The organism is Stenotrophomonas sp. STEN030 (genome assembly GCF_056759995.1).
On record NZ_JBRREB010000009.1, the window covers coordinates 33676 to 49567 of the forward strand.

The window sequence follows — 15892 nt, forward strand, 5'->3', positions numbered from 1 at the left end:
CACCGGCAAGGATGGTTTGAAATGTTATCGGGCTTGTATCAATTCATTCCCCCAAGGAAAAGCAAATGAATACCCAGAACACCAAAGTTGCCCTGGTTACCGGCGCCACCCGCGGTATCGGTCTTGAGACCGTTCGCCAGTTGGCCGCCGCAGGCGTGCACACGCTGCTGGCCGGGCGCAACTACGACACTGCTGCCGCAAAGGCGCAGGAGCTGCAGGCGGAAGGCCTGCCGGTGGAGGCTATCCAGCTCGACGTCAACGATACCGACAGCATTGCGGTAGCGGTTGAGCGTGTAACGCAACAGCACGGCAAGCTCGACATCTTGGTCAACAATGCGGGCGTGCTGGTTGATGACCTGCAGGCAGGTGCAAGCGGTCAGTCGCTGGAAACCTGGCGCAGCACCTTCAACACCAATCTGTTTGCAGTGGTTGAAGTGACTGTGGCGTTCCTGCCGCTGCTGCGCGCGGCGCCGGCTGGACGCATTGTCAATGTGTCCAGCATTCTGGCTTCGCTGACCCTGCACTCCCAGCCGGGCTCGCCGATCTACGGCTTCCTGGTGCCGGCTTACAACGCTTCCAAGAGCGCGCTGAACGCATGGACGGTACAGCTGGCGCACGAGCTGCGCGAAGGCCCGATCAAGGTCAACGCGGTGCATCCGGGCTACGTCAAAACCGACATGAACGGCGGCGAAGGTGAAATCGAGATCACCGAAGGCGCGCGTTCCAGCGTGGGCATGGCCTTGATTGCTGAAGATGGCCCGACCGGTAGCTTCAGCTACCTCGGCGAGGTGCTGCCGTGGTGACGCGCGTGCTGGTAACCGCAATGGCCAGCGCCCTGCTGGCCGGCTGCGTGAGCGTTGGTCCGAACTACAAGGCAGCACCGGTTGAGCCGGTGAGCCTGCAGGGCGCGGCAGATCCCGCGTTCTCCAATATGCCGCCGGTAGCCAACTGGTGGGCGCAGTTTGATGATCCGGTCCTGGGGCAGTTGGTGCATGACGCGCTGGGCGACAACCTCGACCTGCAGATCGCCATGGCCCGTGTACGCGCCGCACGCGCGGTGTTCACCGAGCAACGCTTGGATCAGCTGCCGCATATCACTGCGGGTGGGAGTCAGGATAGGCGCATGCAGCCGGATGCATCCCTGGGTGGCGAGCGTGTTTCCAGCGAAACCTACCAGCTCGGCTTCGATGCTGGCTGGGAGCTGGATCTGTTCGGCAGGCAACGCCGTGCAGCAGAGGCTGCACGCGCCGACCTCGGCGCCGAACGCGACAATCTGGCCGATGCGCAAGTGGTGGTGGCTGCGGAAGTGGCGCGCAACTACTTCGAACTGCGTGGCTCGCAGAAGCGAATTGCCGTTGCTCGCGACACGCTGCTCAATCTGCGTGAAACCCAGCGTTTGACCGAAACGCGATTGGAGCTCGGTGCTGGCAGTGAGCTCGATGTACAGAGTAGTCGTGCCCGTTTGAAGGCGATCGAGGCGGACATTCCGTTGTTGGAAGTTGCCGAGGTGCAATCGCGGCATCGTTTGGCCGTGCTGCTTGGGCAGCGTCCCGGTTCGCTGGATATCCTGCTGCAGCCACGCGAAGTGCCGGCATTTGCCAAGGCATTGCCGCTGGGCGACACCAGCGACCTGTTGCGTCAGCGTGCTGACGTGCGCATGGCCGAGCGTCGCTTGGCGGCAGCTACCGCGCGGGTCGGTGTGGCAACGGCGGATCTGTTCCCGCGCATCAGCCTGAGCGGTTTTGTCGGCTTTCTCGGCGGTGATGCTTCGGGTCTGGTGAATGGCAACAACAAGGCCTGGTCGTTGACCCCTTCAATCAGCTGGGCGGCATTCGACTTCGGCACCGTGCGAGCGCGACTGCGTGCCAGCAAGGCGCAAGCCGATGGTGCGGCTGCCGAGTACGAGAAGGCGGTGCTACTGGCGCTGGAAGACACCGAAAATGCACTGACCCGCTATGCCAAGCAGCAGGCGCGGCTGGGCATCGTGGCTGAGCAGGCGCAAGCCGCGCGCAAGGCAGAATCGCTTGCACAGCTGCGTTATCGTGAGGGCTCCGAAGACTTCCTGGCCTTGCTGGATGCGCAGCGCAATCAGTTGGCTGCCGATGATGCATTGGCGGCAGCAGAAGCGTCGGTCAATGTCAGTGTGGTGGCGGTGTACAAGGCACTGGGTGGCTGGGGTGGGCAACCCGGTCCCGCGTTGGCGGTCACCAGCGTGCGTTGAGAGAGCGGGAGCTTCTGGATCTGCAAACAGAAACAGGCGGCCGTTGGCCGCCTGTTTCGTTATGCGGTACAGAAAATCAGGCAGCGTCAGCTTGCGCTCGACGCGGGCCTTCAACCAGCGCACGACCAACCATGTCCACCAGAACGTCGAGCTCTTCTTCATCCATGCCGAAGTGCGGGGTGAAGCGCAGCGAGTTCTCGCCGCCGTGGATCACGTTGACGCCGTGCATGCGCAGCCACTCTTCGGTGGAGCCGGCGCCATAGCACTTGAATTGCGGGGCCAGCTCGCAGGAGAACAGCAGGCCGGTGCCCTGCACCTTGGTGATCAGACCGCCGAGCTTGGTCTTGAGTGCTTCCAGCTTTTGCACGGCTTGCTCGCCGCGCAGGCGGATGTTCTGGCGGACTTCCGGTGACAGGCGGGCGAGGGTGGCAACGGCCACATCCAGCGCACGCGGGTTGGTGGTCATGGTGTTGCCGTACACGCCCTTGCGGTAGAGCTTGGCGGCGTGCTCGGTGACAGCCAGTACCGACAGCGGGAACTGCGCGCCGTTCAATGCCTTGGAATAGGTCTCCATGTCCGGCGGGTCCAACGTCTCGTAGCCCGGGTAGTCGACAAAGGACAGGGTGCCGTGCGCGCGCAGTGCGGCCTGGATGGAGTCGATCAGCAACAGGCTGCCGTGCTCGCGGGTCAGTTCGCGCACCAGCTTGTAGAAGCTGGCCGGTACCGCACGACCCGGGTCGCCTTCGCCCATCACCGGCTCCAGGAACACCGCTTCGATGAACCAGTTGTTGGCGTTGGCATCGGCAAACACCTTGCGCATCGCCGCTTCGTCATAGGGTGCCACGGTGATGACGCTGTTCTCGCCGCGGTAGCTGGCCAGGTGCTGGTCATAGGCCTTGCGGCTGGAGTCCGAGTACAACGCGGGACGGTCGGTGCGGCCGTGGAAGCTGCCCTTGATCACGACACGCTTGATGGTGGCGCCGGCATGCGGTGCGCCCGGATCGGTCTGCAGCTTGGCGTTGATGTCGGCGATGCGTGCGGCCAGGCCGACGGCTTCGGAGCCGGAGTTCAAACACATGAAGTGGGTGAACGGACAGCCGCCGCGGCTGTGGCCGATTTCCTTGCGCATGGCCTGCACAAAGCGGCGCTGTGCCAGGCTCGGGGTCATGATATTGGCCATGACCTGCGGCTTGGCGGCAGCGGCCATCACATCGGCCGGGGTGTGGCCGAAACCGAGCATGCCGTAGCCGCCGGCGTCATACAGCACCGCGCCCTTGAGCGAGATTACCCATGGGCCGCAGGCGGCCAGGGCGATATAGGGAACGATGGCATCGTCGGCATAGAAATTGACGAAACCGGCCTGCATGGCGTCGATCTGGTCCTGTTCGTCCAGATCCAGCAGGTCGGCAGCTTCGTCCTTGATACGGGCGTATTCGCTGGCGGCAGCGGCGATGGCGCCGGTCAGGTCCGGGTGAGCGACGGCCAAGCGTTCAACGCTGGCATCGTCCAGGCCTTGGGTCAGGCGGTGGCCGGCGTGCGCGCGAAGCGGGGCGAGGGGGCCGAGTACGGTCATGCTCATCTCCAGAAGTTTCTTGTATATACCCATTATCTGGAGATTCTGGACATATGGCAGCTATGATCTCGACGGATTTTCGGGTAATTTCGTCGAATCGACGAAGCTGGTTAGCAATGTGAATATTTCCCCTGCCGACGAACGCCTGTTGTCCGTGTTGCGCGAGGATGCGCGCGCCTCCACCGCGCAGATCGCGCGCCGCTTGGGGTTGTCGCGGACCACGGTGCAGAGCCGGATCGACCGGCTTGAGCAACTGGGGGTGATTGCTGGCTATACGGTGCGCACCCACGAGGACTACGAGCAGGGCCAGGTGCGTGCGCACGTGCTGATCACCGTGCTGCCAAAGAAAATGCCAGCGGTGGTCAAGGCGCTGCGCGATATCACCGAGGTGCGCTCGTTGCACTCGGTAAGTGGGAACCATGACTTGATAGCGATGGTGGTGGTTGGCGGGGTCAGTGAGATGGACGTGGTGACCGATGCCATCGGTGCGGTCGATGGGGTGGAGCGGACTAATAGCGCGATTATTCTTTCTACCAAGTTCGAGCGGTGAGATAGCGGGCTAGGTTGCTTTGGTGTTGTTTGGACTCCGCTTTGGGTTTGCCTTGGCTTTGCCTTTGCTTTGCTCCTGCTCCACAGCCGTCATTCCCGCGAAGGCGGGAATCGCTCTGGCACTGGCTTGGGCCTTTGGTCGTTGATTTGCTTTGACCGGAGCGCTGACAGGAGCAAGGGCGAAGGCCACAGCGAGAGCCAGAGCCAGAGCGATTCCCGCCTTCGCGGGAATGACGGCATGAAGCGGAGCCAGTGCCACAGCCAAAGTCCAAGCCATAGCCATAGCCAAAGCCAAAGCCAAAGCCAAAGCCGATAAAACCGGCTCTTCCGCCCGCGAGAGCTACAATACCCGGCTACCCGTACGAAGTTCCGGCCTTGAAGAAGTCCGATTTCACCTATGACCTGCCTGAGGAATTGATCGCCCAGGCCCCCTTGGCCGAGCGTTCGGCCAGTCGCTTGCTGCTGGTTCCGCCGGCTCCGGCGCCGTTCGATGACCGCCAGGTGCGTGATCTGGCCGAGTTGCTGCAGCCCGGCGATCTGCTGGTGTTCAACGACACCCGCGTCATCCCGGCACGCCTGTTCGGGCAGAAAGCCAGTGGCGGCCGCGTCGAGATCCTGATCGAGCGTCTGCTCGGCGGGCAGCAGGCGCGCGCGCAGATCGGCGCCAGCAAGTCGCCCAAACCCGGCAGCCGCATTCAGCTTGATGCCGGCGGCGAAGCCGAGGTGCTTGGCCGCGACGGCGAGTTCTATGTGCTGCGCTTTGATATTCCGGAATCGCTGGAATCCTGGCTGGTACACGAAGGCCGCCTGCCGCTGCCGCCCTATATCCACCGCGAGCCGGGTGTGGACGACCGTGAGCGCTACCAGACGGTGTTCGCCAAGCAGGTTGGCGCAGTGGCTGCGCCGACCGCCGGTCTGCATTTCGATGAAGCGCTGCTGGCGCAGCTGCGCGAGCGTGGTGTGCAGTTCGGTCATATCACCCTGCATGTCGGTGCTGGCACCTTCCAGCCGGTGCGGGTAGACGATCTTTCGCAGCACGTGATGCACCGCGAATGGCTCAACGTCGGCGCCGAACTGGTCGAGCAGGTGCGCCGCACCCGTGCTGCCGGTGGCCGTGTGATCGGCGTTGGCACCACCGTGGTGCGGGCGCTGGAGAGTGCGATGCGCGAGGGTGAGCTGCATCCTTATGCCGGCGAAACCCAGATCTTCATCACCCCGGGTTACCGCATCCGCAGCGTCGATGCGATGGTCACCAACTTCCATCTGCCGGAAAGCACCTTGCTGATGATGATCAGCGCTTTCGCTGGCAAGCAGCGCGTGTTCGAGGCCTATGCGCACGCCATCGACCAGAAGTACCGCTTCTTCAGCTACGGCGATGCGATGCTGTTGTTCCCGGCAGTTGAGGGTGCGGCTGTTTGACGCAGTGCAAGGGCGGATCAAAATGAGATAAGTTCTCATTTGATCCGTGTCCGGCCATCGTGGCCGGGACCGACGACCACTTCCGGAGTAATCCATGCGTCATCCGAAGCGTGCCGCCGGCCATCTGGCTGCCCTGTGTTCCCTTATCCTGCTTGGTGCCTGCGCCAAGACCGGTGACAACCCCGCCTCTGCTGCGCCGCAGCCGGTGGCAGCCGCTGGTGAGGTCAACCTCTACACCACGCGCGAGCCCGCCCTGGTGCAGCCGCTGCTGGATGCGTTCACCGCCGACACCGGCATCAAGGTCAACACCGTACTGCTGAAAGACGGCTTGACCGAGCGGCTTGCTGCCGAAGGCGAGCGTTCGCCGGCCGACGTGCTGATGACGGTGGATACCGGCCGTCTGCTCGACGTGGTCGAAGCCGGCCACACCCAGGCGGTGAAGTCGCAGGTGTTGGAAGCTGCCATTCCGGCGCACCTGCGTTCGCCAGAAGGTCAGTGGTTTGCGCTGTCGCTGCGTGACCGGGTGGTGTACGCCGACAAGGATCTGGACCTGACCGGCTTCACTTACGAAGACTTGGCTGACCCGAAATGGAAGGGGAGGGTATGCATCCGTTCCGGCCAGCATCCCTATAACACCAGCTTGTTCGCGGCGATGATCGCGCATGACGGCGCAGAGAAAACCGAGGCCTGGTTGCGTGGGGTCAAGGCCAATCTGGCGCGTAAGGCGGCCGGTGGCGATCGCGATGTTGCACGCGACATCCTTGCCGGTATCTGCGATATCGGTGTGGCCAATGCGTACTACGTCGGTCGCATGAAGAATGCCGAGGAAGGCTCCGAGCAGCGCAGCTGGGGCGATGCCATCCAAGTGGTTCGGCCGGTGTTCGCCAGCGCCGCCGATACCGGCACCCACGTCAATATCTCCGGCGCCGCTGTCGCCCGTCATGCTCCCAACCACGACAATGCGGTGAAGCTGCTGGAGTATCTGGTCAGCGACAGCTCGCAGAGCCTGTACGCGCGCGCCAACTACGAATATCCGGTGAAGCCGGGCGTGGCTCTGGATCCAGTGGTCGCCAGCTTCGGTCCGATGAAGGTGGACCCGCTGCCCCTGGCCGAGGTGGTCGCCAATCGCAAGTTGGCCAGCGAGCTGGTGGACAAGGTCGGCTTCGATAACTGAACCTGATGGTTCCCGACAGGCCGGCGCCGTACTTGCGGTGCCGGCCTGCTGCTTTGTAATGGATAGTGCTTGATGACGTGGCGATGGAATCCGTGGCTGCTGGGCGCGGCATCGGTGGCGGTGCTGATGTTGGCGCCGGTACTGGGCTTGGCGTGGGCGGCCAGCGATGGCAGCGCCGGCCTGTGGGCGCATCTATGGGCCAATGTGTTGCCGACTGCGCTGCTCAATACCGGCCTGTTGTTGCTGGGCGTTGGCGTATTGGTCGGCGTGCTTGGCACCGGCAGCGCGTGGCTGGTGACGGCGTTCGCCTTCCCAGGGCGCAAGCTGTTGAGCTGGGCATTACTGCTGCCTTTGGCCGTGCCCACTTATATCGCCGCCTTCGCCTATCTGGATGTGCTGCATCCGCTTGGCCCGGTGCAGGGCTTGATCCGCGACCTGCTGGGCTATGACAGCCCGCGCCAGTTCCGGCTGCCGGATATCCGCCATCTTGGTGGCTGCATCGTGCTGCTCGGCTTCGTGCTTTACCCCTACGTCTACCTCACCACCCGCGCCTTGTTCATGACCCAGGCCGCGGGCTTGCTGGAAGCGGCACGCAGTCTGGGTGCTACTCCGTTGCAGGTGTTCTGGCGGGTGGCATTGCCATTGGCGCGGCCGGCGATCGCAGTAGGCGTGGCGCTGGCCTTGCTGGAAACCCTCAACGACATTGGCGCCTCTGAATTCCTCGGTGTGCAGACGCTTACCGTGTCGATCTATACCACCTGGGTAAGTCGCGGCGATCTGGCGGGCGCCGCCCAGATCGCGCTGGCGATGCTCGGTGTGGTGGCCTTGTTGCTGACACTGGAACGCTATGGTCGGCGCCGCCAGCGCTACGCCAGCGTGTTGCGGCCGCGCCCGTTGCAGCCGCAGCAGCTGCGTGGCGTTCGAGCCTTGCTCGCGTTGTTGCTGGGGCTGCTGCCGGTGCTGTTGGGCTTTGTGGTGCCAGCGGCCTATCTGCTCTGGGAAGCGGTGGAGCGCCTGCAGGTCGCCGGCTTCTCGCCGCAGTTGCTGGTCGCGCTGTGGAACACGGTGCGGGTTGCGTTGCTGGCAACCGTTGCGGCAATGGCGCTCGGCCTGTTGGTTGCCTGGGCACTGCGGCTGGCGCAGGCGCGGCGACGTCATGGCCTGGCCATGGCCAGTAGTCGCACTGCCACGCTGGGCTACGCGATCCCCGGCACGGTGCTGGCGATTGGCTTGTTGCTGCCGTTGGGTGGACTGGATGCCATGGCCAGCCGATTGCTGGTGCTGCTCGGTGGTCAGCCACAGATGCTGTTGATGGGTTCGGTGACCGTGTTGGTGCTGGCCTATACGCTGCGCTTTCTTGCGGTGTCGGTGGGCGGGATTGAATCGGGGCTTGCGCGCATTCCGTTGTCGCTGGACCAGGCCGCCGCAAATCTGGGCGAGGGTGCGGCGGGTAGGTTGCGACGCGTGCATTTGCCGTTGTTGCGCCCGGCCCTGGCGGCTGCCGCATTGCTGGTGTTCGTCGACACGATGAAGGAGTTATCGGCCACCCTGGTGCTGCGGCCAATGAATTTCGAAACGCTTGCTACCTGGTTGTATGCCGAGGCCGCACGCGGGACGTATGAAGAAGGCGCGGTAGCGGCCTTGTTGATTGTCGTCAGCGGCCTGCTGCCGGTGATTTTGCTGGCGCGCGCCGGCGCGGCGTATGGAGTTGAAGATGCACGTTGACGCACAGCTGGTACTGGACGGCTTGCATATTGGCTATCCGGTTGCGGGTGGTTTCAAGCAGGTGGTGGAGGGCTTGTCGCTGCAGCTCGGGCGCGGCGCGATCGGCTGCCTGCTGGGCGCTTCCGGTTGCGGCAAGACCACGGTGCTGCGCAGCATTGCCGGCTTTGAGCCGTTGCAGCAGGGCAGCATCGTGCTTGCCGGACGGCAGTTGGCTTCGGCGCAGCAGGCACTGCCGGCCGAGCAGCGTCGGGTTGGGATGATGTTCCAGGATTACGCGCTGTTTCCGCATCTGGACGTGGCGGCGAACATCGGCTTTGGTCTGCGCGGCTTGCAGCGTGCTCAGCGTAAAGCCCGGGTGCAGGCGTTGTTGCAATACGTGGGCTTGCAGGGACTGGGGCAGCGCTACCCGCATGAACTATCAGGCGGACAGCAGCAGCGCGTGGCCTTGGCGCGTGCCTTGGCACCGGCGCCGGACCTCTTGCTGCTGGACGAGCCGTTCTCGAATCTGGATGTGGACACCCGCCAGCGTCTTGCCGGCGAGTTGCGTGACCTGCTCAAGGCGGCCGGCACCACGGTGCTGATGGTGACCCATGACCAGAGCGAGGCCTTCGCCATGGCCGATCGCATCGGCGTCATGCACGAGGGCCGCTTGCTGCAATGGAGTACTGCCCAGGCCCTGTATCAGACGCCGTTGGATCCTTTCGTGGCCGGCTTTATCGGCCGTGGCTCTGTGATCCAGGCGGCCCAACTCGGGATTGGCGGGGGCGGGCTGGTGCTGGTGCGGCCGCAGTGCTTGCTGCCTGACCCCGCCGCGCTATTGCGCGCGCGGGTCGAGAGCGTGGTGTTTCGCGGGCCGGGCAGCAGTGGCTGGGTGCGCCTGGCCGGTGGCGAGCGGCTGGAGCTGGATTTCGGCCCAGGCCAACTGCCCGAGATCGGCGCCGAGATCGGCCTCGTCTGGCAGGATCCAGCGCCGGTCCGCTTCGCCGACTGACTGTTCCGGGGCGAAAGTTCGCCCTGCTGGCCCATATCCGCGACAATTGGCGCAACTGACGCCTCAATGCTTCCATGTCCAGATTGCAGTTCAAGCTCCAGAACACCGATGGTCGCGCCCGCCGTGGCCAGCTGTCCTTCCCGCGCGGCACCGTGCAGACCCCGGCCTTCATGCCGGTCGGCACCTACGGCACGGTCAAGGGCGTGCTGCCTGAGCAGGTACGCGCGCTCGGTGCCGAGATCATCCTCGGCAATACCTTCCATCTGTACCTGCGCCCGGGCCTGGATGTGATCGCCGACCACGGTGGCCTGCATGGCTTCTGCCAGTGGAATGGCCCGATCCTGACCGATTCCGGTGGTTTTCAGGTATTTTCGCTGGCGCATCGCCGCAAGATCACCGAAGAAGGCGTCACTTTCGCCTCGCCGACCGACGGCGCCCGGGTCTTCCTGGGCCCGGAAGAGAGCATGAAGATCCAGAAGGTGCTGGATTCGGACATCGTCATGATCTTCGACGAATGCACCCCGTACCCGGCCACCGAGCCGGTGGCGCGTAAGTCGATGGAGCTCAGCCTGCGCTGGGCCCAGCGCAGCCGCAACGCGCATGACGCCATGGGCAATGATGCAGCGCTGTTCGGCATCGTGCAGGGTGGGGTGCATACCGACTTGCGCAGTCGCTCGGCCGAAGGCCTGCAGCAGATCGGCTTTGATGGCTATGCGATCGGCGGTTTGGCGGTAGGCGAGCCCGAGCACGAGCGCAACGCCATGCTCGATCACATGCATCCGATACTGCCAGCCGACCGTCCGCGCTACCTGATGGGTGTTGGCCGGCCGGAGGATCTGGTCGAAGGCGTGGCACGCGGCGTGGACATGTTCGACTGCGTAATGCCCACCCGTAATGCCCGTAACGGCCACTTCTTCACCTCGTTCGGCACGGTCCGTATCCGTAACGCCCGCTACGAGCGCGATATGGACGTGATTGAGCCGGGTTGCGGCTGCCACGCCTGCACCGGTGGCTATACGCGTTCCTACCTGCGTCATCTGGACCGCTGCAACGAGATGCTGGCGCCGATGCTGGGCACTCTGCATAACCTGTTCTATTACGAAAAGCTGATGGCCGACATGCGTGCGGCCATCGAGGCGGGAACCTTCCTGGCCTTCCGCGAGTCCTTCTATGCAGCCCGGGGCCTGAACGTCCCGGCGTTGTCGGGGGAGTAGCGGTCTTCACACGGTCCGGGACGTGCTCCCGGACGCGTGGCATACTTCACGGCTGACCCCGTTTCGCGGTAACTGCTGCAGGCCATCCGGCCTGCATGGGTGCCGCCCAACATCAAGGATTACAAAATGACTCTCATGGCTATCCTGCTCCCCGTCGCCCAGGCCGCTCCGGCCGCACCGGGCATGGGCACCTTCCTGCTGCCCATCGCGCTGATCGCAGTGATGTACTTCCTGATGATCCGCCCGCAGATGAAGCGTCAGAAAGAACACAAGGCAATGCTGGAGAAGATCTCCAAGGGTGACGAAGTGCTGACCTCCGGCGGCATCGCTGGCGTGGTCACCGACATCGGCGACAACTTCATCACCGTGGAAGTGGCCGACAACGTCCGCATCCGCGTACAGAAGGGCTCGGTCGGCAACGTCCTGCCCAAGGGCACGCTGAAGTCCGCTGCCTGAGACTGATCCCTTTCCGTCACGTCGTGACGCCGCACCGGCGTCACGCAGGATCCTGCAATGCTTGAATTTCCGCGCTGGAAGTACTTCCTGATTCTGATCGTTCTGGCGGTCAGCGCGCTGTACGCGCTGCCCAATATCTACCAGAAGGATCCGTCCGTTCAGATCACCGCCAATCGTGGTGGGCAAATTGATGATGCGCTGCAAGAGCGCGTCAGCAAGGCGCTGAGCGAGGCCGGTGTCACCGCCAAGTCGGTGGAGAAGGAGGGCGAGAACAATCTGATCGTCCGTCTGACTTCGCTGGACGCCCAGTCGCGCGCCAATGAGGTGCTGCGTGAAACGGCCGGCGAGAACTACACCGTCGCCCTGAACCTGGCCTCGACCGTTCCGGATTGGCTGGCCAATCTCGGCGGCAAGCCGATGGTGTTGGGCCTGGATCTGGTCGGCGGCGTGCACTTCGCATTGCAGGTGGACCAGAAGGCTGCGGTGGACAAGCGCTTCGAAGCCTTCACCGAAGACGTGCGTACCACCCTGCGTGACAACCGCGTCTCCTACCGTTCGGTTGAGCGTCGCGGCGAAAGCGATATCGCCATTGCCCTGACCAACGCGGCCGATGCCGACAAGGCACGTGCGGCACTGGCCAAGGCGCAGCCGACCTTCAGCTACTCGGTAAGTGGTGATCGCATCACCGCAACCGTGCCGCAGGCGGAAATGCTGCAGATCGCCTCCGGCGCCATCGAGCAGAACCTGACCACGCTGCGTAACCGCGTCAACGAACTGGGCGTGGCCGAGCCGATCATCCAGCGTCAGGGCGAAGACCGCATCGTGGTCGAGCTGCCGGGCGTGCAGGACACGGCGGAAGCCAAGCGCATGATCGGTGCCACCGCGACGCTGGAATACCGCGCCGTGGTCGATGGCAACGCCGAAGATGCCGCCAGCACTGGCCGCATCCCGCCGGAAGCCAAGTTGTACCGCGACCGCGCCGGTCGCCCGCTGCTGTTGAACAAGCGCACCATCGTCACCGGCGACCAGATGGTCAAGGCGGCAACCTCCACTGACCAGAACGGCTTGCCGTCGGTCAGCGTGACGCTCAACAGCGTCGGTGGCCAGCGCATGTTTGATTTCACCAGCGCCAATGTCGGCAAGCCGATGGCTGTGGTCTACACCGAGCGGATTCCGCAGGTGACCATGGTCAATGGTGTGGAGCAGCGCAGCTTCCGGGTCAAGGAAGAAGTGATCTCCGTGGCCAACATCAACGGTGTGTTCGGCAAGGAATTCCAGACCACCGGTCTGGAGAAGACCGAAGCCGACGGCCTGGCCAAGCTGCTGCGTGCCGGCTCGCTGGCTGCGCCGATGGACTTCGTCGAGGAATACGTGATCGGCCCGAGCCTGGGTAAAGAGAACGTGGACCGCGGCGTCAAGGCCGTGGTGTTCTCGTTCATTTTCACCCTGGTGTTCTTCGCCATCTACTACCGCATGTTCGGCGTGATCACCTCGGTGGCACTGCTGTTCAACCTGCTGATCGTGGTGGCGGTGATGTCGATGTTCGGCGCGACCATGACCTTGCCGGGCTTCGCCGGTCTGGCCTTGTCGGTCGGCTTGTCGGTCGACGCCAACGTGCTGATCAACGAACGTATCCGTGAAGAGTTACGACTGGGCATGCCGGCGAAGAAGGCGATCGCGGAGGGCTACGAGCGCGCCTCGGGCACCATCCTCGACGCCAACCTGACTGGCCTGATCGTCGGTGTGGCGCTGTACGCGTTCGGTACCGGCCCGCTGAAGGGTTTCGCGCTGACCATGATCATCGGTATTTTCGCCTCCATGTTCACGGCGATCACCGTGTCGCGTGCTCTGGCGACGCTGATCTACGCCAAGCGCAAGAAGCTGAACTCCGTGGCCATCTGACGCGAATCTCTTCGCAGAAGCCCGCACCTGACCGGTGCGGGTTTTCCAAGGAACTCCTTGCATGAAACTGTTTCCACTTCACATCGTTCCGAACGACACCAACATCGACTTCATGAGTCACCGCAAGCCGGTGCTCGCGATCATGGTGGTGTTGTTGCTGGCCTCGTTCGCCATCATCGGCTTCAAGGGCTTCAACTACGCCCTCGAGTTCACCGGTGGCACGGTGGTGCGTACCCACTTTGAAAAGAGCATCAACGCCGACACGGTGCGTGAGCGTCTGGAAAAGGCTGGCTTCGACAATGCCCAGGTGCAGAGCGTCGGCGGCGGCAATGACTTGATGATCCGCCTGCCGCCAGATGGCGAGCACAACAATGCCGCCGATGCCGCGCAGAAGGTTGCCGAGAATGTCCGCGTTGCGGTGACCGCGCCGGACAACGTCGCCACCGTGCAGCCCGGCGAGTTCGTTGGCCCGCAGGTCGGCAAGGACCTGGCGATGAACGGCATCTACGCCACGCTGTTCATGGTCATCGGCTTCCTGATCTATATCGCCGCCCGCTTCGAATGGAAGTTCGCCATCGTCGCCAGCGTCACCGCGTTCTTCGACTTGATCCTGACCATCGCCTACATGTCGCTGGTCGGCCGCGAGTTCGACCTGACCGTTTTGGCCGGTATGTTGTCGGTGATGGGTTTTGCCATCAACGACATCATCGTGGTGTTCGACCGTGTGCGCGAAAACTTCCGCAGCCTGCGCGTGGAGCCGCTGGAAGTGCTGAACCGCTCGATCAACCAGACGCTGTCGCGTACGGTGATCACCGCAGTGCTGTTCTTCCTGTCCGCACTTGCGCTGTACATGTTCGGTGGCGAGTCGATGGAAGGCCTGGCCGAGACCCACATGGTCGGCGCCGTGATCGTGGTCATCTCCTCGATCATCGTGGCCGTGCCGCTGCTGAGCATCGGTCCGTTCAAGGTTACCAAGCAGGATCTGCTGCCCAAGGCCAAGGACGAGGAAGAGCTGGCACGTCGTCCCTGACGGAACCGTACTGCCTCGCTGAAAAGCCGCGCCCTGCGCGGCTTTTCTTTTGCCCGCAATCCGAACGAGGGCAGGGCAGTCCATGCGGTGGCGTCGGTTGTTTTCGATGCGGCAGCGCACTACGATCCTCCCGGTTCAGCGCGCAAACTGCTTGTGCTGCTGTCTTCTGTTTAGCCAACCGAGGTTTTCATGGTCATCAAACCGCGTGTGCGCGGCTTCATCTGCGTCACCACCCATCCGACTGGTTGCGATGCGGCGGTCAAGGAACAGATCGATTACATCAAGGCCCAGCCCAAGCTGGCCAACGGCCCGAAGAAGGTGCTGGTGCTGGGTGCCTCCACCGGCTACGGCCTGGCTGCACGCATCAAGGCCGCGTTTGGCAGCGATGCCGCCACCCTGGGTGTGTTCTTCGAGCGCCCGGGCAGCGAGACCAAGCCGGGTACGGCGGGCTGGTACAACACCGCCGCGTTCGAGAAGTACGCACACCAGGCTGGCCTGTATGCGCGCAGCGTCAATGGCGATGCGTTCTCCGACGAGGTGAAGCAGAAGGTCATCGAGATCATCAAGGCCGATCTGGGCCAGGTCGACCAGGTGGTCTACAGCCTCGCCGCGCCGCGACGCAAGCACCCCAAGACCGGGGAGATCATCAGCTCCACGCTGAAGCCGATCGGCGCGCCGATCACTTTGCGTGGCCTGGACACCGACAAGGAAGTGCTGACCGAAACCACGCTGCAGCCAGCAACCGCCGAGGAAATCGCCGGCACCGTGCAGGTCATGGGTGGCGAAGACTGGCAGATGTGGATCGACGCCCTGCTTGAGGCTGGCGTGCTGGCCCCGGGTGCCACCACCACCGCGTTCACCTATGTCGGCGAAGAGATCACCCAGGCCATCTACTGGAACGGTTCGATCGGTGCCGCCAAGAAGGACCTGGACAACAAAGTGCTGGCCATCCGTGACAAGCTGCAGGGGCTCGGTGGCGATGCACGCGTGTCGGTGCTGAAGGCTGTGGTGACACAGGCAAGTTCGGCTATCCCGACCATGCCGCTGTATCTGTCGTTGCTGTTCAAGGTGATGAAAGAGCAGGGCACGCACGAAGGCTGCATCGAGCAGCTCGATACCCTGTACGACATTCTGTACAACGGCCCGCAGGGCGGCGCCAACGCGGCTGAGCATATCCGCCAGCAGCTACAGGACGCGCAGGGACGTGAGATCGCGCTGGTCGACGGCGAAGGCCGTCTGCGTGCTGATTACAAGGAAATGGCGCCGGAAGTGCAGAGCAAGGTGCTGGAGCTGTGGCCGCAGGTGACCAATGAGAACCTGTACGAGATCAGCGACCTGGCCGGTTACAAGGCTGACTTCCTGCGTCTGTTCGGGTTCGGTATCGACGGCGTGGATTACGAGGCCGATGTGAATCCGGATGTGGCGATTCCGGGTATTGTTGAGGTCTGATTTTTTGGGTTTTGTAGATGTGAGAAGGCCGCGCTTTGCGCGGCCTTCTTTTTATATTTGAAGCTAAGAGCTTGCCCTCACCCCAACCCTCTCCCGCTTGCGGGAGAGGGGCTAGCAATGCTTGAATTCGTAGTGGGCTGAGCCCCTCTCCCGCCTGCGGGAGAGGGGTTGGGGTGAGGGCAGCTTCTA

13 protein-coding genes are annotated in these 15892 nt (G+C 63.3%); 12 read left to right on the plus strand and 1 reads right to left on the minus strand.

Annotation, left to right across the window (positions count from 1 at the left end; all coding sequences use genetic code 11):
* Positions 1 to 65: 65 nt before the first annotated feature.
* Both ACVOLR_RS04565 and ACVOLR_RS04570 read left to right on the plus strand, forming a co-directional pair.
* Positions 66 to 803: an SDR family oxidoreductase gene (locus ACVOLR_RS04565; RefSeq protein ID WP_481535376.1), complete on the plus strand. Its 738-nt coding sequence runs from the start codon at positions 66 to 68 to the stop codon at positions 801 to 803.
* Positions 797 to 2221 (plus strand): efflux transporter outer membrane subunit, encoded by a 1425-nt coding sequence (locus ACVOLR_RS04570; RefSeq protein ID WP_481535377.1) that lies wholly within the window; start codon positions 797 to 799, stop codon positions 2219 to 2221. Before ACVOLR_RS04565 ends, ACVOLR_RS04570 begins: the two co-directional genes overlap by 7 nt.
* 76 nt (positions 2222 to 2297) lie before the next feature.
* Here the strand turns inward: ACVOLR_RS04570 and ACVOLR_RS04575 are convergent, their stop codons facing one another.
* A complete protein-coding gene (locus tag ACVOLR_RS04575) occupies positions 2298 to 3794 on the minus strand; it encodes an aminotransferase class III-fold pyridoxal phosphate-dependent enzyme (RefSeq protein WP_481535378.1) in 1497 nt (498 codons plus the stop codon).
* Positions 3795 to 3912: 118 nt separating this feature from the next.
* On the opposite strand from ACVOLR_RS04575, the gene ACVOLR_RS04580 reads away from it, so the two are divergent.
* From ACVOLR_RS04580 to fabV, 10 genes are all read left to right on the plus strand, one after another.
* Entirely contained in the window at positions 3913 to 4344 is a 432-nt protein-coding gene (locus ACVOLR_RS04580; RefSeq protein ID WP_282271858.1) for an Lrp/AsnC family transcriptional regulator, read from the plus strand.
* A 374-nt stretch (positions 4345 to 4718) separates the two neighbouring features.
* Positions 4719 to 5762, plus strand: coding sequence for a tRNA preQ1(34) S-adenosylmethionine ribosyltransferase-isomerase QueA (queA, locus tag ACVOLR_RS04585; RefSeq protein WP_481535379.1), 1044 nt, complete (start codon positions 4719 to 4721; stop codon positions 5760 to 5762).
* 94 nt (positions 5763 to 5856) lie between these two features.
* Positions 5857 to 6936, plus strand: a complete 1080-nt coding sequence (locus ACVOLR_RS04590) for a Fe(3+) ABC transporter substrate-binding protein (protein ID WP_481535380.1) — start codon at positions 5857 to 5859, stop codon at positions 6934 to 6936.
* A gap of 72 nt (positions 6937 to 7008) precedes the next feature.
* A complete protein-coding gene (locus tag ACVOLR_RS04595; RefSeq protein ID WP_481535381.1) occupies positions 7009 to 8661 on the plus strand; it encodes an ABC transporter permease in 1653 nt (550 codons plus the stop codon).
* Positions 8651 to 9652 carry an ABC transporter ATP-binding protein gene (locus tag ACVOLR_RS04600; protein WP_481535382.1) on the plus strand — a complete coding sequence of 334 codons (1002 nt, stop codon included), beginning with the start codon at positions 8651 to 8653 and terminating at the stop codon, positions 9650 to 9652. Before ACVOLR_RS04595 ends, ACVOLR_RS04600 begins: the two co-directional genes overlap by 11 nt.
* Positions 9653 to 9726: 74 nt before the next feature.
* Entirely contained in the window at positions 9727 to 10866 is a 1140-nt protein-coding gene (tgt, locus tag ACVOLR_RS04605; protein ID WP_481516207.1) for a tRNA guanosine(34) transglycosylase Tgt, read from the plus strand.
* Between the two features lie 126 nt (positions 10867 to 10992).
* Positions 10993 to 11322 carry a preprotein translocase subunit YajC gene (yajC, locus tag ACVOLR_RS04610; protein WP_057629810.1) on the plus strand — a complete coding sequence of 110 codons (330 nt, stop codon included), beginning with the start codon at positions 10993 to 10995 and terminating at the stop codon, positions 11320 to 11322.
* A gap of 57 nt (positions 11323 to 11379) precedes the next feature.
* Positions 11380 to 13224 carry a protein translocase subunit SecD gene (gene secD / locus ACVOLR_RS04615; RefSeq protein WP_481535383.1) on the plus strand — a complete coding sequence of 615 codons (1845 nt, stop codon included), beginning with the start codon at positions 11380 to 11382 and terminating at the stop codon, positions 13222 to 13224.
* 61 nt (positions 13225 to 13285) lie between these two features.
* The gene (gene secF / locus ACVOLR_RS04620; protein WP_481535384.1) at positions 13286 to 14254 is read left to right on the plus strand and encodes a protein translocase subunit SecF; all 969 of its coding nucleotides are present in this window, start codon (positions 13286 to 13288) and stop codon (positions 14252 to 14254) included.
* Between the two features lie 189 nt (positions 14255 to 14443).
* On the plus strand, positions 14444 to 15703 hold the full coding sequence (fabV, locus tag ACVOLR_RS04625; protein ID WP_481535385.1) for an enoyl-ACP reductase FabV: 1260 nt from the start codon (positions 14444 to 14446) through the stop codon (positions 15701 to 15703).
* Positions 15704 to 15892: the final 189 nt, after the last annotated feature.

Excerpts from the sequence above, each read along its gene's own strand:
- ACVOLR_RS04565 (WP_481535376.1), top strand. The coding sequence starts at position 66 with ATGAATACCCAGAACACCAAAGTTGCCCTGGTTACCGGCGCCACCCGC.
- ACVOLR_RS04575 (WP_481535378.1), bottom strand. The coding sequence starts at position 3,794 with ATGACCGTACTCGGCCCCCTCGCCCCGCTTCGCGCGCACGCCGGCCAC.
- ACVOLR_RS04590 (WP_481535380.1), top strand. The coding sequence starts at position 5,857 with ATGCGTCATCCGAAGCGTGCCGCCGGCCATCTGGCTGCCCTGTGTTCC.
- ACVOLR_RS04595 (WP_481535381.1), top strand. The coding sequence starts at position 7,009 with ATGACGTGGCGATGGAATCCGTGGCTGCTGGGCGCGGCATCGGTGGCG.
- ACVOLR_RS04600 (WP_481535382.1), top strand. The coding sequence starts at position 8,651 with ATGCACGTTGACGCACAGCTGGTACTGGACGGCTTGCATATTGGCTAT.
- tgt (WP_481516207.1), top strand. The coding sequence starts at position 9,727 with ATGTCCAGATTGCAGTTCAAGCTCCAGAACACCGATGGTCGCGCCCGC.
- yajC (WP_057629810.1), top strand. The coding sequence starts at position 10,993 with ATGACTCTCATGGCTATCCTGCTCCCCGTCGCCCAGGCCGCTCCGGCC.
- secD (WP_481535383.1), top strand. The coding sequence starts at position 11,380 with ATGCTTGAATTTCCGCGCTGGAAGTACTTCCTGATTCTGATCGTTCTG.
- secF (WP_481535384.1), top strand. The coding sequence starts at position 13,286 with ATGAAACTGTTTCCACTTCACATCGTTCCGAACGACACCAACATCGAC.
- fabV (WP_481535385.1), top strand. The coding sequence starts at position 14,444 with ATGGTCATCAAACCGCGTGTGCGCGGCTTCATCTGCGTCACCACCCAT.